General features: G+C 73.0%; 15 protein-coding genes. 11 read left to right on the top strand and 4 right to left on the bottom strand.

What is annotated here, in order from left to right:
- Positions 1-56 precede the first annotated feature (56 nt).
- Positions 57-491: an ATP-binding protein gene (locus DMH12_RS00430; RefSeq protein ID WP_125489484.1), complete on the top strand. Its 435-nt coding sequence runs from the start codon at positions 57-59 to the stop codon at positions 489-491.
- Between the two features lie 9 nt (positions 492-500).
- Here the strand turns inward: DMH12_RS00430 and DMH12_RS00435 are convergent, their stop codons facing one another.
- Positions 501-953, bottom strand: a complete 453-nt coding sequence (locus DMH12_RS00435; RefSeq protein ID WP_125489485.1) for an ATP-binding protein — start codon at positions 951-953, stop codon at positions 501-503.
- A gap of 53 nt (positions 954-1,006) precedes the next feature.
- On the bottom strand, positions 1,007-1,372 hold the full coding sequence (locus DMH12_RS00440; RefSeq protein WP_125489516.1) for a PRC-barrel domain containing protein: 366 nt from the start codon (positions 1,370-1,372) through the stop codon (positions 1,007-1,009).
- Between the two features lie 312 nt (positions 1,373-1,684).
- On the opposite strand from DMH12_RS00440, the gene DMH12_RS00445 reads away from it, so the two are divergent.
- The 10 genes from DMH12_RS00445 to DMH12_RS00490 all read left to right on the top strand — a co-directional run bounded on the left by DMH12_RS00445 (position 1,685) and on the right by DMH12_RS00490 (position 17,399).
- A complete protein-coding gene (locus DMH12_RS00445; RefSeq protein ID WP_125489486.1) occupies positions 1,685-5,683 on the top strand; it encodes a HAMP domain-containing protein in 3,999 nt (1,332 codons plus the stop codon).
- A gap of 217 nt (positions 5,684-5,900) precedes the next feature.
- Positions 5,901-8,315, top strand: coding sequence for a SpoIIE family protein phosphatase (locus DMH12_RS00450; RefSeq protein WP_125489517.1), 2,415 nt, complete (start codon positions 5,901-5,903; stop codon positions 8,313-8,315).
- Positions 8,316-8,429: 114 nt separating this feature from the next.
- A complete protein-coding gene (locus DMH12_RS00455) occupies positions 8,430-8,822 on the top strand; it encodes an STAS domain-containing protein (protein WP_125489487.1) in 393 nt (130 codons plus the stop codon).
- A gap of 151 nt (positions 8,823-8,973) precedes the next feature.
- Positions 8,974-9,864: an STAS domain-containing protein gene (locus tag DMH12_RS00460; RefSeq protein ID WP_125489488.1), complete on the top strand. Its 891-nt coding sequence runs from the start codon at positions 8,974-8,976 to the stop codon at positions 9,862-9,864.
- Entirely contained in the window at positions 9,861-10,292 is a 432-nt protein-coding gene (locus DMH12_RS00465; RefSeq protein ID WP_125489489.1) for an STAS domain-containing protein, read from the top strand. The genes DMH12_RS00460 and DMH12_RS00465 overlap by 4 nt, the downstream gene beginning before the upstream one ends.
- A complete protein-coding gene (locus DMH12_RS00470) occupies positions 10,292-10,732 on the top strand; it encodes an anti-sigma regulatory factor (protein ID WP_125489490.1) in 441 nt (146 codons plus the stop codon). The genes DMH12_RS00465 and DMH12_RS00470 overlap by 1 nt, the downstream gene beginning before the upstream one ends.
- Positions 10,732-11,796, top strand: a complete 1,065-nt coding sequence (locus DMH12_RS00475) for an ATP-binding SpoIIE family protein phosphatase (RefSeq protein WP_125489491.1) — start codon at positions 10,732-10,734, stop codon at positions 11,794-11,796. The genes DMH12_RS00470 and DMH12_RS00475 overlap by 1 nt, the downstream gene beginning before the upstream one ends.
- Positions 11,793-13,511: a PP2C family protein-serine/threonine phosphatase gene (locus DMH12_RS00480; RefSeq protein WP_125489492.1), complete on the top strand. Its 1,719-nt coding sequence runs from the start codon at positions 11,793-11,795 to the stop codon at positions 13,509-13,511. The genes DMH12_RS00475 and DMH12_RS00480 overlap by 4 nt, the downstream gene beginning before the upstream one ends.
- Before the next feature lie 164 nt (positions 13,512-13,675).
- Entirely contained in the window at positions 13,676-15,052 is a 1,377-nt protein-coding gene (locus DMH12_RS00485; protein WP_125489493.1) for an NAD(P)/FAD-dependent oxidoreductase, read from the top strand.
- Positions 15,053-15,152: 100 nt separating this feature from the next.
- Positions 15,153-17,399 (top strand): FUSC family protein, encoded by a 2,247-nt coding sequence (locus DMH12_RS00490; protein WP_185832073.1) that lies wholly within the window; start codon positions 15,153-15,155, stop codon positions 17,397-17,399.
- Positions 17,400-17,417: 18 nt separating this feature from the next.
- Here DMH12_RS00490 and DMH12_RS00495 read toward each other — a convergent pair whose 3' ends face one another.
- A complete protein-coding gene (locus DMH12_RS00495) occupies positions 17,418-17,852 on the bottom strand; it encodes a hypothetical protein (RefSeq protein ID WP_125489495.1) in 435 nt (144 codons plus the stop codon).
- A gap of 28 nt (positions 17,853-17,880) precedes the next feature.
- Entirely contained in the window at positions 17,881-18,714 is an 834-nt protein-coding gene (locus tag DMH12_RS00500; RefSeq protein ID WP_125489496.1) for a DUF1206 domain-containing protein, read from the bottom strand.
- Positions 18,715-18,801 lie beyond the last annotated feature (87 nt).

The following is an 18,801-nucleotide window of genomic DNA, read 5'->3' on the forward strand; positions in this document are numbered from 1 at the left end:
AAGGGAATGCGAAGGAAGGACGACGCCCGGCCGGTGCCGGGCCCGGGGAAGGCGAGATGGCAGCCGAGTCGCGTAGGGACAGGACACTGGCTTCCGAGGAGATCACGAGCCGCACGGCAAGCTTCACCGGGGAACTGCACAATGTGACCGGTGCGCGGCTGGTCGCGGAGGAGTTCCTCTACGACCTGGCCCGTGCGGCGCCTCCCGCGGCGCCCGAGCACTGGGACGACATCCTCCTCGTGGTCACGGAACTGGCGGCCAACGCCGTGCAGTACGCCCCCGGGCCGTTCCAGCTGCGGCTGCGCCGTACCTTCGACGGCGTGCACGTGGTCATGCACGACACCAGCGTGACCGAGCCCGCTCCGCGCCCCTTCCATCCGAGCAACGGCGGCGGCGGCATCGGCTGGCATCTGATCCACACCCTGTCCGACCAGGTGAGCGTCGTCACCGGTGAGCGGGGCAAGGACATCCACGTCTTCCTGCCCTGGTGACCTCGCGGGTCAGGGGCTCGCGGGGCGCAGGGGAACCAGCACGCTGATCGTCTTGCCGCCGCCCTCCCGCAGGTCCACGGCGATGTCCCGGGCCAGCCGGGCGACCAGCGGCCAGCCGTAGCCGCCTCCGGGGTGCGTGGTGGGGAAGGCGTACACCGCCCGGGGCACCACCGCGCTGTGGTCGTGCACGGCGATCCACAGTCCCTCGGGCGTCGGCCGCACCTCGAAGCCGGCCAGTCCGCCACCGTGCCGGATCGCGTTGGTGACCAGCTCCGAGACCACGAGCAGCAGGTCGACGACGTCCTCGTCGCGGACGATACGGCCGGGGCCGCCCCACTGGGCGCGCGCCACCGACTCGGCGTACGCGCGTGCCGCCGCCGCGCTGTCCACCACGGCCGGCGCCGGCACCCCCACCGGGGCGGCAGCGGGCGAGGCCGTGATGATCCCTTCACTTGGTTCCATGTCGTGGGTCCCCGTTTTCAGCGTGTTTCCGCGTGCTCTCTTCCGGCGCCCGGTCAGGTCGCGGGAGTCTCCCGCGGCGGCAGCCGATGGTAGTAGTCGCCGACGGACGCCAGGTAGTCGCGGTCCATCGTCTCGCTGTCGGTCCGGAACCGCGGCGCGGCCTTCACCTCGGCCCTGGTGCAGGTCAGCGTGACCGTGCGGGACTCGGGATCGATGCCGCGGACCACGCCGACCGGCACCAGCACGCTCCGGCCGAACACCCAGACTCCGGTGTCGACGACCAGGTGCTGCATGCCGAAGTGCTCTGCCTGCCGGTCCACGTGCCCGATGGTTCCGTCGTCGGCGACGACGGTGCAGTCCGCCAGGTCCTGTCCCTCCACGTGACCGCTGTCCGCCGCGTACGACCAGATGCTCTCCATCGGCACGCTGTCCCTTCCCTCCCGTTTCGGCGACCTCCGCGGAGCCGGTCCGGCCCCACAGCAGCAGATACCCGGCCGGAGCCACCGCATTCGGGCCCGCGGGCCGATCGGGGGCGGCGGAACGCCCCCGCGCAGGGGGGCGGCCCCGCTTTGTCCGCACCCCGCACCTGGGTTAATCTCGGGCGTATTTTCTCTTCGTGCGGATCCGTGAACAGCGGAAATGCCACGCAACAGCCCGGACCCACCCAATCGGTCCGGAGGGGGTCCGAGTCCTCGCTCCGAGGGCTCCTGGGGAGCGGAACGAGGGTGCGCATGACCAACGACAGCGCCGGGGCCGTCGACGCGGTTCCGGCCGATCAGGAGTTGCGCCGCCTCCTGGCGGGCCTGACGGCCGTGCGCGACGGCGACTTCGGCACCCGTCTGCCAGACGACGCCGACGGCCTGATGGGCGACATCGCCAAGGTCTTCAACGGCATGGTCGACCAGTTGTCCGTGTTCACCTCCGAGGTGACCCGGGTGTCCCGCGAGGTCGGCACGGAGGGCACCCTCGGCGGACAGGCGAAGGTGCCGGGGGTCTCGGGCACCTGGGCCGACCTGACGGACTCGGTCAACGCCATGGCGGGCAACCTGACCACGCAGGTGCGTGACATCGCCCAGGTGGCCACCGCCGTGGCCAAGGGCGACCTCTCCCAGAAGATCGACGTCGACGCCCGCGGCGAGATCCTCGAACTGAAGAACACCATCAACACGATGGTCGACCAGCTCTCCGCCTTCGCCGACGAGGTCACCCGCGTCGCCCGCGAGGTCGGCACCGACGGACGCCTCGGCGGCCAGGCCGACGTCCAGGGCGTCAAGGGCACCTGGCGCGACCTCACCGACTCGGTGAACTTCATGGCGGGCAACCTGACCAACCAGGTCCGCAACGTCGCCCAGGTGGCCACCGCCGTGGCCAAGGGCGACCTCTCCCAGAAGATCACCGTGGACGCCCGCGGCGAGATCCTCGAACTGAAGAACACCATCAACACGATGGTCGACCAGCTCTCCGCCTTCGCCGACGAGGTCACCCGCGTCGCCCGCGAGGTCGGCACGGCCGGGAATCTGGGCGGCCAGGCCCGGGTGCGCGGGGTGTCGGGCACCTGGAAGGACCTCACCGACAACGTCAACGTGATGGCGTCGAACCTGACCGGTCAGGTCCGCTCCATCGCCCAGGTCGCCGCCGCCGTGGCCCGGGGCGACCTGTCGCAGCGGATCACCGTCGACGCCAAGGGCGAGGTCGCGGCGCTGGCCGACGTGATCAACACGATGGTCGACACCCTGTCCGCCTTCGCCGGCGAGGTCACCCGCGTCGCCCGCGAGGTCGGCACCGACGGACGCCTCGGCGGCCAGGCCAACGTGCCGAACGTCGCCGGCACCTGGAAGGACCTCACCGACAACGTCAACTCGATGGCCAACAACCTCACCGGCCAGGTGCGCAACATCGCACTGGTGACGACCGCGGTGGCCCGGGGCGACCTGTCGAAGAAGATCGACGTCGACGCGCGCGGCGAGATCCTCGAACTGAAGACGACGATCAACACGATGGTCGACCAGCTGTCCGCCTTCGCCGACGAGGTCACCCGCGTCGCCCGCGAGGTCGGTACCGAGGGCCGGCTCGGCGGTCAGGCCGAGGTGGAGGGCGTCTCCGGCACCTGGAAGCGCCTCACGGAGAACGTCAACGAGCTGGCGGGCAACCTCACCCGCCAGGTCCGCTCGATCGCCCAGGTGACCTCCGCCGTCGCCGAGGGCGATCTGACCCGCTCCATCAACGTGGAGGCGTCCGGCGAGGTCGCCGAGCTCAAGGACAACATCAACTCCATGGTGGAGTCCCTGCGCGAGACCACCCGGGCCAACCAGGAGCAGGACTGGCTCAAGACCAACCTGGCCCGCATCTCCGGCCTGATGCAGGGCCACCGGGACCTGCCCGTGGTCGCCGAGCTGATCATGGACGAGCTGGTGCCGCTGGTGTCGGCGCAGTACGGCGCGTTCTACCTGGCCGAGGACGGGGACCAGGGTCCCGAACTGCGGCTGGTCGGCTCCTACGGGTATCCGGAGAGCACGGCCAGGCCCACCCGGTTCGCCTTCGGCCGCACCCTGGTCGGCCAGGCGGCGCGCAGCCGGCGCACCATCCTGGTGGACGACCTGCCGGCCGGCTACCTGACCGTCTCCTCGGGGCTCGGCGAGATCGTGCCGACGGCCCTGGTGCTGCTGCCCATCGTGGTCGAGGGGCAGGTCCTCGGCGTCATCGAACTCGCCTCGGTCGCCCCGTTCACGCAGATCAACCAGGACTTCCTGGAAATGCTGATGGAGACCATCGGCGTGAACGTCAACACGATCGTGGCCAACGCCCGTACGGACGAACTCCTGGCCGAGTCGCAGCGCCTCACCGCCGAACTCCAGGCCCGCTCGGCGGAGCTGCAGGTGCAGCAGGAGGAACTCCAGCACTCCAACGCCGAGCTGGAGGACAAGGCGTCCCTGCTGGCGACGCAGAACCGGGACATCGAGGCGAAGAACCTCCAGATCGAGCAGGCCCGGCAGGAACTGGAGGCACGGGCCCAGCAGCTGTCGCTGGCCTCGAAGTACAAGTCGGAGTTCCTGGCCAACATGAGCCACGAACTGCGCACCCCTCTCAACAGCCTGCTGATCCTCGCCCAGCTGCTCGCCCAGAACCCCTCGCGCAACCTCACCCCGAAGCAGGTCGAGTACGCGGGCATCATCCACTCCGCGGGCTCGGACCTGCTCCAGCTGATCAACGACATCCTGGACCTGTCGAAGGTCGAGGCGGGGAAGATGGACGTCGCCCCGGAGCGGGTGACGCTGCGGCAGCTCATCGAGTACGTCGAGGCCACCTTCCGGCCCATGACGACGCAGAAGGGCCTGGAGTTCACGGTGGCGACGGCCGCCGGCGCGCCCGCGGACCTGCTGACCGACGACTCCCGGCTGCGTCAGGTGCTGCGCAACCTGCTGTCCAACGCGGTGAAGTTCACCGAGCGGGGCGGCGTGGAGCTGGCCGTGGAACCGGCACCGGACGACGAGGTGCCCGCCGGCGTGGTCCGGGGCGGTGCCGTGGTGGCCTTCCGGGTGAAGGACACGGGCATCGGCATCCCCGAGCAGAACCTGGAGTCGATCTTCGGGGCGTTCCAGCAGGCGGACGGCACGACGAGCCGCAAGTACGGCGGCACCGGGCTCGGCCTGTCCATCACCCGGGAGATCGCCCAGCTGCTCGGCGGCGCGGTCACCGTCGACAGCACGCCCGACCGCGGCAGCACCTTCACGCTGTTCCTGCCCGTGACCCGGCCCGACTTCGAGGAGCTGCTGGTACGGGGCCCGGACCGGGTGCCGGACGAGTCGTCCGCAGACGTGCTCGACCGGCCGGCACCGGTGCCCGAGCTGACGAGCGGCGGTCACCGGCCGCGTCCGCGGCGGCTGCTGGTCGTGGAGGAGCGCCCTCGCGGTCTGCTCACCCTCGTCGCGGAGAGCGTGATCGCCGATCTGACGCACGGGCGGGACGAGGCGGGCGACCGGCCCCCGCTCGACGTGATCACCGCCGTGGGGGCGCAGGAGGCGGCCGGCGCGCTGGCGGCCGAGCCGTGCCACTGCGTCGTCCTGGAGCTGGGCATGCCGGACGAGGAGGCGTCCCGGTTCCTGCACGCGCTGCGGGGCGACTCCGCGCTGGCGAGCGTGCCCGTGCTGGTGCACAGCGGTCACCGCGTGGACGCGGCCCTGGAGGAGGACCTGCGCTCCGGCGCGGCGGGCGGGGTGCTGGAGTTCCTGTCCAGCCTCGACGAGCTGCGCGAGCGCATCGCCCTGCACCTGGCGGCCGAGGAACCCGGGGACGTACTGACCCTGGTCCGGCCGGAGGAGCCCCGGCGCGCGAGTACGCACCTCGGGGAGGACTCCCCCACCGGGCGCACCGTCCTCGTCGTCGACGACGACGCGCGCAACCTCTTCGCGCTCAGCGGGATCCTGGAGCTGCACGGTTTCCGTGTCCTGCACGCGGAGAACGGCCGCCGGGGCATCGAGAAGCTGACGCACCACCCGGAGGTCGCGCTGGTCCTGATGGACGTGATGATGCCGGAGATGGACGGCTACACGGCGACGGCGGAGATCCGCCGGATGCCCGAGTACGCCGAGCTGCCGATCATCGCGGTCACCGCCAAGGCGATGCCCGGCGACCGGGAGAAGAGCCTCGCCTCGGGCGCCAGCGACTACGTCACCAAGCCCGTCGACACCCAGGACCTCATCGCCTGCGTCCGACGGTGGCTGCCCGCATGACCACACCGGCCCCCGTCCCGTACCAGGGTGGGCCCCACGGAGCGCGGCGCGGCCCGTCGCGCTCCGTGGCCCTCGCCGGCCGAGGAGCGTCCCCGTCGTGAGCAACTCCGAGCAGTCCCGCGAACCGGCCGCCGCCGCACCGCGGGAGACGTCCGCCGCACCGCCCCCGGCGCCCGGGCCCCCGCAGTCCTGCGCGCTCGACGGACCGGCCGTCGGCATGCGTGCCCTGACCCCGCTGTCGCCCGTGGGCCGGCTGGCGGCCACCGTCGACCGGCTCAGCAGCGAGGTACGGGCCGCCCAGGCGGAGGCCGAGGGCCGGGCCCTGATCGAGCTGGCCAAGGGCATCCTGGTGGCGCGGCTCGGCTGCGGCCCGGCCCAGGCGGCGCGGCAGCTCGCCGAACTGGCCGAGCAGTCCCGGGCGACGCCGCTGGAGTTCGCGGTCGACGTGATCAACCAGGCGGCACGGGACCGGATGTCGGAGGTGACGGACGCCTTCCTCACGGCGACCGCCGCCGTGCGCTCCGAGTCCGACCGGGACCTCGGGACCGACGGGGACGGCGGGGACTGCGGGCGAGACCGGCAGCCCGGGGAGGCCGGGGCCGACTCCGCCGCCGTACGCCTGCGGGCCGCCGAGAGCGGCGCGCTGGCCGCGGGCGACACCCAGGCCGTGGCCGACTCCCTGCTGGAGCAGGCGTTGCGCCCGCTCGGCGCGGTCGCGGTGGCCATCTGGGCGGCCGGGTACGACGGGTCGCTCACCCTGGCCGGCAGCGCGGGGTTCTCCCCGGCCGAGGCCACCCGCTGGCGCTACGTTCCGCCGGACGTGGCGACGGTCGCCCGGTCCGGACTGACCGAGCGGACGGGGCAGTGGATCACGTCCCTGGCGGAGACGGGGCTGCCCAGCGTGGGCCGGCACCAGTATCCGGACGGCGGCAGGGTCGCCGTGCCCGCCGGCACCGGAGGACGCCTGCACGGCGTGCTGGAGATCGCCTGGCCGGCGCCGCTGGTGCCACAGCCGCCGCAGGTGGTGCGCCAGGTGGAGGCCCTGGCGGAGCTGTGCGCGCACACCCTGGAGTCGTACACGCCGCCGAACGGCGCCGGGCAGCAGCCGCGGGTCATGCCGGACGCGGTGGAGCTGATGGACCTGGCCGACGGACTGTACGACCCCGCCCTGGTGCTGGTGCCGCACCTGGACGCCGAAGGCCACCTGGCGGACTTCCGCATCCAGCACGTGAACGAGAGCTTCATGGACCCCGCCGGACGGCCGCGTGCCGTCGTGAGCGGCGCCCTGCTGCTGGAGGCGTACCCGATGGCCGCCGGGGACAGCGAGCTGTTCCGGAACGTGGAGCGGGTGTACGCCACCGGTGAGCCGTTCCGGGCCCGGAGGATGAACCTGACCGCGCTGGTGGACCAGGTGGCGCTCTCGGCGGTCGCGGACATAAGCGCCAGCCGGCACGGCAACGCCGTCCTCCTCATCTGGCGGATCGAGGACGAGACGGCCCGGCTGGCCAGCCTCCTCCAGCACGCCCAGCGCCTCGGCCGCATCGGCGGTTTCGAGGAGAACCTGCTGACCGGCGAGATCACCTGGAACGGGCAGCTCTTCGACCTCTACGGACGTCCGCGGACGAGCACCCCGGTGCGGCTGGAGGAGCTGGCCGCCCACGCCCATCCGGACGACGCGGTCGCCATCGGGCGCTTCCTGCGCACGCTGCTGCACCACCGGCGGCCGGCGTCGGCGGCGTTCCGGCTGCAGCGGCCGGACGGCGTGACCCGGCACGTACGGGTGGTGGCCGAGCCGGTCCTGGACACCGACGACCGCCTGCTCGTCGTACGGGGGGCCTATCAGGACATCTCCGCCCAGCACTGGACCGAGGTGGCGCTCGCCGCGACGCGCGACCAGCTGGCCCACACCGAGCAGCAGGCCATCGAGCGCAACCGGCTGACCCTGCAGTTGCAGCACGCCATCATGCCGCCGGCGCAGACCCCGTTGAAGATGCCCGAACTCCAGGTGGCCGTCCGCTACCGGCCCGCGGAGACGGAGCAGTTGGTCGGCGGCGACTGGTACGACGCCGTGATGCTGCCGAACGGGCTGGTGCTGCTGTGCGTCGGCGACGTGGCCGGACACGGCATAGAGGCGGCGACCAGCATGGTGGTGCTGCGCAACGCGCTGCGCGGGCTGGCGGTGACCGGGGCCGGTCCGGGCCAGCTGCTGTCCTGGCTCAACATCGTCGCGCACCACCTGACGGGCGGTGTCACCGCGACCGCGGTGTGCGGGCTGTACGACCCGGCCCGGCGCACCCTGCGCTGGGCCAGGGCGGGCCATCTGCCGCCGGTGCTGGTGCGCGGCGTACGGGCGGAGCGGCTGCCCCTGGTCCGGGGGATGCTGCTGGGCGCGGTCGCGGAGGCGGCGTACGAGGAGGCCGAGGTGCAGCTGGCCGGCCAGGACACGCTGCTCATGTACACCGACGGCCTGATCGAGCGCCGGGACCGCTCCGTGGAGGAGGCGCTGGACCAGTTGCTGACCACCGTCAGCCCGACGCCGACCACCCTGGACCAGCACCTGGACCGGCTGCTCACCTACAGCCGCTCGGACACCGACGACGACACGTGTCTGGTGGGCATCCGGGTCGGCTGAGGGCGGTCCGCGAACCCGTCCCGGCGGCCGTGCATGGGACCGGGATTCGGGGGTAATCGCCGGGCGCGGCGGATCACGACGGTCCGCCGCGACGCCGCGTTGTTGGAGGTACACGTGCCCATCGCCCAGAACCCGTTGTCCGTCGAGGTGACGCTGCCGCGGGAGGAGATCGCGCTGCTGAAGGTGGCGGGCTACCTGGACGTCGACACGGCGACCGAACTGCAGCATCACCTGGCCAACCAGCTCCACCACGGCCGACGGCACTTCCTGCTGGACCTGTCGGAGGTCCCGTTCATGGACTCCTCCGGCATGAACATCATCCTGCGGGTCTACCAGGAGGCCCGGGAGCTGCCGGGCAGTGTGCACATCATCGCACCCGCCCCGGCGGTGCGGCGCGTCCTGGACCTGACCGGGGTGAGCATCACCGTGCCGGTCTCGGAGAGCACCGAGGAGGCCCTCTCGCGCGTCGACGCGCAGCCGGAGGGTCCCGACCTGCCGGAGGTCTGAGCACCCGGCCCCGCCGCGCGGGGACCGGTCGTGCGGGAGCAGGTGTCGTGCGAGGTCGGAGGGTGGTTACAGTTGTCGCCCGGCAGAGTCACATCACCGCCGCACCGCTTCGCGCGCTGCGGGCGGCAGGAGCGGATGAGGAGTGGAACAGGTGCCGGAAGAGGGAACCGCGGGATCGCCCACGCTTGAGATCAGGGACTTCCTGCGGCGCCGCCGGGAGCAGATCGCCCAGCGCTGGGCGGACGAGCCCTTGTTCCGGGCCGTGTTCACCGTCTCGCGCGACGAGGCGGTCGAGGCGGGCAAGGCCGTGGTGGACGCGCTGGCTCAAGTCGCGGACGCGGAGCGGGTGGAGGATCCGGACGCCGCGGGATTCACCACGGTGCGCGAGCAGTTGGCGCGGATGGGCGCGGCCCGCTCCCGGGCGGGCCTGAGCAGCGCGCAGGTGTCGGGCGAACTGGCCACGCTGCGTTCGCCGGTCGAGAACCTGCTCCTGGCCGATCTGCCCGACGACTCCATCGAGCACACCCGTTCCTGTCTCGCCACGCTGGGTGTGCTGATGGGCACCCTGCGCGTCGTGGTGATGCAGACGGCGCTCAGCGAGGGGCAGGCACTGATCGACCGGCAGCGGCTGCAGTTGCTGGAGGTCGCCACTCCGGTGATCAAGCTGTGGGACGGCGTCGTGGCCGTGCCGCTGATCGGCACGCTGGACAGCGCCCGCAGCCAGGTGGTGATGGAGACTCTGCTGGAATCCATCGTGGAGCAGCAGGCGCGCTTCGCGATCCTGGACATCACCGGGGTCCCGACGGTGGACTCGCTGGTGGCCCAGCACCTGATGAAGACGGTCGCGGCGGCCCGGCTGATGGGCGCCGAGTGCATGGTCTCCGGCATCCGGCCGGCGATCGCGCAGACCATGGTCCACCTCGGTCTCGACCTGGGCAACGTGCCCACCCGTGCGAGCCTCGCCGACGCACTGGCGTACGTGCTGCACCAGCTCGGGGTCGGCATCGTGGCGCCCGGCGCGAACGGAGCGGTCACGCGGTGAGCGAGGGCTTCCCGGCACCCGGCGGGGCTCCCCTGGCGGGTCGGCTTCCGGTCCTGCGGCTCGGTGACGTCCTGCTGGTCACCCTGCAGGGAGACCTGCACGACAGCACGGCGCAGCAGCTCCAGGAGGATCTCGCCGAGACCATCGTGGGCAGTGGCGCCACGGGTGTGATCATCGACATCTCCGGCGTGGAGATCGTCGACTCCTTCCTCGGCCGCGTGCTGGCCGAGATCGCCGGGCAGAGCGGCCTGCTCGCCGCGCGCACCGTGGTGGTCGGCATGCGGCCGGCGGTCGCCATCACGCTGGTGGAGCTGGGTCTCACGCTGCCGGGCATGCGGACGGCGCTCAATACCGAGGCGGCCATGGAGTTCCTCACGGGGCAGGCCCCGACGTCCCGCTCCAGCGGCCTGCGCCGGGAGACTCAGTGATGCACACTGCCGCGGGCTCCCAGGCCCGCCTGCCGATCCGTTCGGACATGGATCTGGTGTGGGTGCGACAGCATGTGCGCCAGGCCGCCGCACAGACCGGCTTCGGGCTGGTGGACCAGACCAAGCTGGTCACGGCCGCCAGTGAACTGGCTCGCAACACCCTCGTGTACGGCGGTGGCGGAACGATGGAGACGGAGCAGCTGACCGACGGGGGCGCCCGGGGGCTGCGGCTCACCTTCGCCGACGAGGGGCCGGGCATCGCGGATCTGGAGCAGGCGCTCAGCGACGGCTTCACCTCCGGTGAGGGCCTGGGCCTGGGGCTCGGCGGAGCCCGGCGGCTGGTGCACGAGTTCGCGATCGAGAGCGCCCCGGGCACGGGCACGACGGTACGGGTGACGTCCTGGGTGGGCAGACCCCCGCGGCCGCGCGAGGAGTCCTGATGCCACGCGTGTGGGACGTGCCGGTGCACGACTCGACCCGGGTGCGTGACGTCCGGGTGGCCGCGGAACAGGCGGCGGCGCTGGCCGGACTGGACGAGCGGCGCACCGCCACCGCGGCGCTGGTGGCGACCGAGCTGGCCACCAACCTGCTCAAGCACGCCGGGGGCGGCCGGGTCCTCATCGACGTCGTCGCTCCGCCCGTCCTCGCCGGCGGCCGGGACGGGGCCCGGCTCGTGCAGGTCACCACGGTGGACCACGGCCCGGGGATCGCCGACGTGCCCGCCGCCCTGGGGGACGGTTTCACCACGGCGCGCTCCCTCGGTGCCGGTCTGGGCACCTGCGCGCGTCTCTCGGACCACTTCGACCTGCACAGCGTGCCGGGGCGGGGCACGGTGGTGGCCGCCCGGATCGGCGCCGTACCCGACGGCCCGGCCGCCGAGCCGGGCCCGGCGGACCGGGTGCGGGCAGGCGGCGTCAACCTCCCCTTCGGCGGGGCGCAGTACTCCGGCGACGCCTGGGCCTGGGTGCGCGCGGGCGACCTGGTCACGCTGATGCTGGCCGACGGTCTGGGCCACGGCCCGGAGGCGGCCCATGCCTCGACCGCCGCCGTCGAGGCCCTGCGCGACGCGGCCCACGTCACCCCCGCGGACGCGCTGCGGCGGCTCGACCGGGCGCTGACCGGCACCCGCGGCGCGGCCGTCGCGGTGGCCCAGGTCGACACGCGGGCCGGCGTGCTCAGGTTCGCCGGCGTCGGCAACATCGGGGCGAGGCTGTGCGAGGGCGGCACCTGGCGCCACCTGGTGTCCCGGCCCGGCATCATCGGCGCCCACCGGCCCACGACCCTGCGTGAGGAGACCGCGGACTGGGCGGACGACCGGGTGCTGGTGCTGCACAGCGACGGTCTGCCGAGCCGCTGGACGCCGACGCCGGAGACCTGCAGCACGACGGCCGACCCGGCGGTGACCGCCGCCGTCACCCTCCGCGACGCGAGCAGCCCGGCCCGCCCGGTGCGGGACGACACCGCGGTCGCCGTGCTGGCCCCCGTCCCGCCGGACCGCCCATGACACGTACCTGGCAGATCAGCGACGTCACCGACGCGGCGCGGGCGCGCGTCGCCACCGCGCGGCTGGCCGCGGCCTGCGGCGTGCCGCCGCTGGAACGCACCCGGCTGACGGCCGCGGTCGGCGCGCAGCTGCGGCTGTGCCTGACCAAGGGCGGCACCTGGCGGCTGACCCTCGCGACGGGCCCCGCGTCGGCGGCCGGGAAGGGCGTCCTGCACGCCGTGGTGACCTCGCCGGACGCCGCGGCCGCGGGCGAGCCGCCGTGGCAGGCCACGGTGGCCTGCCCCGAACCGGCCACGGATCTCGGGGACGGCGCCGTGCCGGACGACGCGGCCGGGCTGGCGGAGGCCCTGCTCGGTGCCGACGAGGACACGGCGCTGGTGCTGGAGCGGCTCGGCGAGCAGGAGGACCTGGTCGGCTTCCACCGCGAGGAGTTGCAGCAGACCAACCAGGGCGTCGTGGCGCTGCACGCGGAACTGGACGCCGCCGGGCGGGCCCAGCGGGAGGCGTTCGCCGCCGAACGCAAGGCCCGCACGGAGGCGGAGAACGCCCGGCGCCGGCTGACCTTCCTGGCGGACGCGAGCGCGGTGCTGACGGCGTCCCTGGACCACCACGAGATCGTGCGGCGGCTGCCGGATCTGCTGGTGCCCGAGTACGCGGCGAGCGTCGACGTCTGGCTGTTCGAGCAGGAGGACGGGCGGCCGGTGCAGGCGCGTCCGGCGGCAGCCGTGGTCGCGGCCCGCACCGGGCGGCCGCAGTACGCCGCCACGCACCCGGGGGGCCTGCCCGGCGTCCAGGACCAGCCGCCCTCGGCGCTGGACCCGGACCGGCCCGCGCTGTGCATCCCGCTGCCGACCCGGCTGGCGCCCCAGGGCGTGGTGACCCTGTCACCGCCCGGGGAGCTGTGGGACCCGGACGACGCCGTCATGCTGGTGGAGCTGACCCGGCGGGCGAGCATCGCGATCGACCACGCCCGGCGCTACCAGCACAACCGCGACATCGCGGAGACGCTCCAGCGGGCCCTGCTGACGGAGCTGCCCTCCCCTGCGGGCCTCGGGCTGGCCGCCCGCTATCTGCCGGCCACCCACGGGCTGAACATCGGCGGCGACTGGTACGACGCCTTCCGCCAGCCCGACGGCGGGGTCATCACCGTGGTCGGCGACGTCACCGGGCACGGGCTGCGCGCCGCCGTGATGATGAGCCAGCTGCGTACCGCGCTGCGGGCGTACGCCGTGGACGGCGGCAGCCCGGGGCGGCTGCTGACCCGGCTGCACACGTTCCTGCACCATCTGCAGCCCGACCTGTTCGCCACCGCCGTCATCGCGCGCTTCCACCCCGACGACCCGACCCTGACATGGGCCGCCGCCGGCCATCCGCCGCCGGTGCTGCGGACGCCGGACGGGCAGGTGCGGATCCTGGACGACAAACCCGGCGCGATGCTCGGCATCCCGCTCCGCCAGGAGATCTCCGACCACACGGTGCCGCTGGCGCCCGGTTCCACGCTGGCGCTGTACACGGACGGTCTGGTGGAGCGCCGCGCACAGGGCATAGACCCGGGCATCGGTCGACTGGCCGACGCGCTGGGCTCGTTCGCGCCGGCGAAACTGGAGACGGACCTGGAGGGTGCGGCGGACGGGCTCCTGGATCCGCTGCTCAGCGACTCCGAGCGGGACGACGACGTGTGCCTGCTGCTGTGCCACCTCCGCGGCCCGGCCTGACCGGCGGCACCACTCCCTGCGGCCGCGCCTGCCCGATCGCACCCGCCTGCCGCACCCGGCTGGCCGCACCGGCGTGGGCGCGGTGGGATTGTCGAGGTGCGAAGCAGCGATCCAGGGGCAGGCGAAGGGCGTTCGCGGCGGAACGTCCGAAGCCGCAGAAAGGGATGAACACCGTGACACGACCCAGGATTCTGGTGGTCGGCGCAGGTTTCGCCGGCGTCGAGTGCGTCCGCCGACTGGAGCGGAAGCTCGCCCCCGATGAAGCCGACGTCACCCTGGTGACACCGTTCTCCTACCAGCTCTACCTGCCCCTGCTGCCCCAGGTCGCCTCCGGGGTGCTGACCCCCCAGTCCATCGCCCTCTCCCTGCGCCGCAGCAGCCGCTACCGGACCCGGATCATCCCGGGCGGCGCCATCGGGGTGGACCTCAAGGCAAAGGTGTGCGTGGTGCGCACCATCACCGACCAGATCGTCAACGAGCCGTACGACTACATCGTCCTCGCGCCCGGAAGCATCACCCGTACGTTCGACATCCCGGGGCTCACCGACAACGCGTTCGGCATGAAGACGCTGGCGGAGGCCGCGTACGTCCGCGACCACGTCATCTCCCAGCTGGATCTCGCCGACGCCAGCCAGGACCCGGTCGAGCGCGCCTCCCGGCTCCAGTTCGTGGTCGTGGGCGGCGGTTACGCCGGTACCGAGACCGCGGCCTGCCTGCAGCGGCTGACACACGCGGCCGTCAAGCGCTACAACCGGCTCGACCCGGGGCTGATCAAGTGGCACCTGATCGACATCGCCCCGAAGCTGATGCCCGAGCTGGGCGAGAAGCTCGGGCGCGACGCGCAGGAGGTCCTCGCCCGGCGCGGCATCGAGATCTCCCTGGGCGTGTCCATCGACAAGGCCGGGCCCGAGGAGGTCACCTTCACGGACGGCCGGGTGGTGCCGACCCGCACGCTGATCTGGACGGCGGGCGTGGTGGCCAGCCCGCTGATGGCCACGCTCGGCGCGGAGACGGTCAAGGGGCGGCTCGCGGTCACCGCCGAGATGTGCCTGCCGGACCACGACGGGGTGTTCGCGCTGGGCGACTCCGCCGCCGTGCCCGACCTCGCCAAGGGCCAGGACGGCGCGGTGTGCCCGCCCACCGCGCAGCACGCGATGCGGCAGGGCCGGCACGTCGCCGAGAACCTCATCGCCACCCTGCGCAACCAGCCGATGCGGCCGTACGTGCACAAGGACCTCGGTCTGGTCGTGGACCTCGGCGGCACCGACGCGGTCTCCAAGCCGCTCGGCGTCGAGCTGAAGGGGCTGCCGGCGCAGGCCGTGGCCCGCGGCTACCACTGGTCGGCGCTGCGCACGGGGGTGGCCAAGGCCCGGGTGGCGGCGAACTGGGCGATCAACGCGGTGGCCGGCGACGATTTCGTCCGCACCGGCTTCCAGGCCCGCAAACCGGCCAAGCTGAAGGACTTCGAGTACACCGACGCCTATCTGACCCCGGAACAGGTACGGGAGCGGGTCGAGGGGGCGGGTCTCAAGGAGCGGTGACCCCGCGGCCGGGACCGGCCCGCGGCATGACATGCTGAGAAGTGGATCTCGGCGTGAACCGGCCGGGAATCGGCTGTGAATCGGGAGAGTGTACGGCGGCGTGAAGGCAGCGGGGCGCTCGGTGCGGACACGGCTGCGGGACAGCGTCGCCGCGTCCGACCCCGGGCTGTTGCGGCTGACGGCGGGACTGCGGACGGTGGGCGCCATCGCGCTGACGCTGGCGGTGCTCGCCGTGTTCGGCGTGGACGTCAAGCATCTGGTGGCGGGCGCCATGGCGGCGATGGTCGCCACGTTCGCCATCCGGGAGAAGGAGCTGGGCCCGCAGGCCGTGACGCTGGCGCTGGGCCTGCCCGTCGCCCTGGCCTCGGTGTCGCTGAGCGCGCTGCTGACCTCGCGGGTGGTCCTCGGCGACGCGGTCTTCGTCGTCCTGATCTTCTGCGCGGTCTTCGTCCGCCGGTTCGGCGACCGCGGCACCGCGCTGGGGCTGATCGGCTTCCAGGTCTACTTCGTGTCGCTGTTCGTCGGCGCGAAGGTGTCCGGGCTGCCGGCCCTGTGGACCGCCATCGCGGTGGCGTTCGCGTCCAGCGCGGTGGTGCGCTTCGGGATCGTACCGGCGACGCCGGCGCGGATCCTGCAACGGCTGCGGCAGGCGTTCCGGGCCCGCCTGGCGCAGCTGATCGCCTCACAGGAGGAGCTGCTCGACGCCGGTCCCGACGACATCGAGAAGACCCTGGAGCGGCTGCGCGAGGGCACCGCGCGGCTGCACGAGACGGCCCTGATGATCCAGTCCCGGCTGGAGGAGGGCACGCCCGACGAGTCCACCGCGCGGCTGGTGCAGCGCCGCGTCGCGGACGCCGAGATCGCCGCCGAGCGGCTGGGCCTGCTGCTGCTGACCGCGCGCAGCGCCGAGCGGGCGGACACCCTGACGCTGCACCTGCCGGGAGCGCCCGCGCCCTCGGTGGGCCACTCGCCGGCGCCCGGTGAGGCGACGGACATACTGCGCCGGGACCTGGCGGCGCTGCGCACGCTGGTGCTGAGGCCGCCGGCCGAGGCGCGCGGGACCGCGCTGTCCCATTTGCGCAACCGGCTCCTGGGCTACCGCGACGAGGAGAACCTGCCCGAGGCGACCCCGGCCGTCCAGGACGTGTTCCGCGGGATCGGTGAGAGCGCGCGGGCGGTCATGGGCCTGCGGATCGCGCTGGACGGGCCGCAGGACGAGTCGGACGACTCACCGGCGACGGCCCGTTCCCGGGAGGAGCTGGACGCCGAGGACGCGGCGATCGACGCCGGCGAGGAGGCGGCCGCCGAGGACGAGCCGACCGGGCTCAGGCGCCCCACGACGCGGGCCGCGGTGCAGGTGGCGGTGGGGTCGTCGCTGGCCATCGTGGGCGGTGAGTTCCTGTCGACGCAGCGCTGGTACTGGGCGGTCCTCACCTGCTGGATCGTCTTCATCAACACCGCGTCCACCGGAGAGATCCTGGTCAAGGGCTACCGCCGGCTGCTGGGCACCGTGCTGGGGGTGGTGGCCGGCATCGTGCTGGCCGGCCTGGTCGGCAACCACACCTGGACCGCGTTCGGGCTGGTGCTGGTGCTGATCTTCGCGATGTTCTACACGGTGCCGCTGTCGTACACGCTCATGTCGTTCTTCGTCACGGCGATGCTGGGGCTGCTGTACACCCTGCTGCACACGTACAGCATGTCCGTGCTGCTGCTGCGGGTGGAGGAGACGGCGCTGGGCGCGGCGTGCGGGATCGTCGCGGCGGCCCTGGTGCTGCCGATACGGACCGACCGGCGGACGAACGAACTGCTCGGCACGGTGCTGGAGCGGCTCACCGACGTCACCGAGGGCGCCGTCGACCAGCTCAGCGGTGGTCCCGCGGCCGACCTGCTGGACACGGCCCGGGAGCTGGACCAGGCGCTCGGCGACCTGCGGGCCGCCGTGCAGCCGCTCACCCACCCGATCACGCCGCTGCGCTCGCGGCGCAACACGGCGCAGTACGTGGTCGCGCTGCTGGAGACCTGCGCCTACCACGCGCGGTCGCTGGCCGCGACGGCCGAGCTGCTGCCCACCCACCCGTCGATCGCGGCCGACCCGAGGCTGCGCGGGGCGGTGCGGCGCACGGTGCGCAACATCGAGGCGATCGCCGCCCACGTCGAGGACGAGGACACCGTGACCGAGGTGGAGACCGGCCCCTCGATCGCCTCGCTGCTGGAGCCGGACGCCGCCGGGACGCCCCGGTACGGCAGGATCACCGGCCGGGTGCTGCGGCACCTGGAGCGGCTGGACGAGGCGGTGGTCGGCCTCGCCCGGCCGCTGGGTGTGGCCGTGAAGACTCCGCAGCGCTGAGCTGCCGGAGCCGGGCGGTCAGAAGTCGCTGGGCAGACCGCTCGCCTCGGCGATGCCGCGCAGTTCCTCGTTCTGCCGGTGGCGTTCCTTGAGGTAGTCGGCTATCTCGCCGAGGCGTTCGGGGTCGGCGGCGGTGGTCGCGTCGGTGACGACCCGGACGGGGCCGGTCTCGTCGGTGCTGATCTCGACGACTTCGTTGTCCAGCCGCCCGGTGACGGCGGTGGCGATGACCAGGGCGGCCTCGTCCCTGATCTCCTGGGGCAGCGCCTCGGCGTTGTCCCCGTCCAGGGAGAAGTCGATGCTCGGCATCTGCTGCTCGTCGATCGCCTGGAGGACCGGTTCCACCACGCTGAGCAGCAGCTGGTAGTCGTCGTTCGGCATGCGGACGCGCAGGAGGTCGAGGTAGACGTCCACGGGACGTCCGTCCGGCGGAGGAATCTCGTGTTCGTTCATTCGCCCCGTGTTCCCCGTGGTGCCCGGCTCAGACGCGGCGCCAGCGAGCCAGCGCGAAGGAGAACACCCCGAACAGCACCAGACCGGCGGCCACGAGGGCCAGGAGCCAGGGGCCGAGGGGGGTGTCGGCGAAGGAGCGGAGCGTGTCGTCGAGGCCCTTGGCCTGATCGGGTTCGTAGTCCACCGCGGCCCGCACCGCGAAGGCGCCCGCCGCCGCGAAGACGGCTCCGCGGGCCACTCCCCCGCCGACGCCGGTGACGTCGAGCAGCGTCCGGGCCCGGGAGCTGAGGGCGCCGAGCTTCAGCTTCTTGTGGTAGCTGCGGCGGAGGGCCTGCACGGCGATCACCACTCCGGCGACGACGACGCCGGCTCCGGCCAGTCCCACGATCCACTGCCCCGCGGGCATCTCCATGACCTTGGCCGTGACGTCCCGGGACTGCTGGTCGCTCGAGCCGCTGCCGCCCGCGCCGGCCGCGAAGGCCAGGACGGAGTAGGCGACGAAGGCGTAGAAGACGCAGCGGGCCGCGGCCGGCAGCCGCTTCTTGGCCTTGTGCCCGTCCTTGCCGGTGGCGCCGAAGGCCGCCTCGGACAGCCGCCACAGGGCCATGCCGACGAGTCCGATGCCCAGCGCCCACAGCAGGACGGCGCCGAACGGTTTGTCCGCCAGCTCCTCCAGGGCGCCGCCCCGGTCCGCCTGCCGGTTTCCGCTGCCGAAGGCGATCTGCAGGGCCAGGATGCCGACCAGCAGGTAGATGACTCCGCGGGCGGTGAGCCCCGCCCTGGCGGCCCCCTCGGCGGCCGATCCGTTCGCGGCCCTCCGGGCGGTGCCGCGGCCTGTACGTGCCATGACTCGTGCGTTCATGTGGACCTCCCCTCCCGGACACCGCATGCCCCGGCATCGGCGCCGCACGCACGGTCCGGCCCGTACACCGCCCAGCGGTGTACGGGC

Source organism: Streptomyces sp. WAC 04229 (assembly GCF_003947455.1).
In the GTDB taxonomy this organism is placed as follows: Bacteria; Actinomycetota; Actinomycetes; order Streptomycetales; family Streptomycetaceae; genus Streptomyces.

Excerpts from the sequence above, each read along its gene's own strand:
- DMH12_RS00430 (WP_125489484.1), top strand. The coding sequence starts at position 57 with ATGGCAGCCGAGTCGCGTAGGGACAGGACACTGGCTTCCGAGGAGATC.
- DMH12_RS00435 (WP_125489485.1), bottom strand. The coding sequence starts at position 953 with ATGGAACCAAGTGAAGGGATCATCACGGCCTCGCCCGCTGCCGCCCCG.
- DMH12_RS00440 (WP_125489516.1), bottom strand. The coding sequence starts at position 1,372 with ATGGAGAGCATCTGGTCGTACGCGGCGGACAGCGGTCACGTGGAGGGA.
- DMH12_RS00445 (WP_125489486.1), top strand. The coding sequence starts at position 1,685 with ATGACCAACGACAGCGCCGGGGCCGTCGACGCGGTTCCGGCCGATCAG.
- DMH12_RS00450 (WP_125489517.1), top strand. The coding sequence starts at position 5,901 with ATGCGTGCCCTGACCCCGCTGTCGCCCGTGGGCCGGCTGGCGGCCACC.
- DMH12_RS00470 (WP_125489490.1), top strand. The coding sequence starts at position 10,292 with ATGCACACTGCCGCGGGCTCCCAGGCCCGCCTGCCGATCCGTTCGGAC.
- DMH12_RS00475 (WP_125489491.1), top strand. The coding sequence starts at position 10,732 with ATGCCACGCGTGTGGGACGTGCCGGTGCACGACTCGACCCGGGTGCGT.
- DMH12_RS00480 (WP_125489492.1), top strand. The coding sequence starts at position 11,793 with ATGACACGTACCTGGCAGATCAGCGACGTCACCGACGCGGCGCGGGCG.
- DMH12_RS00485 (WP_125489493.1), top strand. The coding sequence starts at position 13,676 with ATGAACACCGTGACACGACCCAGGATTCTGGTGGTCGGCGCAGGTTTC.
- DMH12_RS00495 (WP_125489495.1), bottom strand. The coding sequence starts at position 17,852 with ATGAACGAACACGAGATTCCTCCGCCGGACGGACGTCCCGTGGACGTC.
- DMH12_RS00500 (WP_125489496.1), bottom strand. The coding sequence starts at position 18,714 with ATGAACGCACGAGTCATGGCACGTACAGGCCGCGGCACCGCCCGGAGG.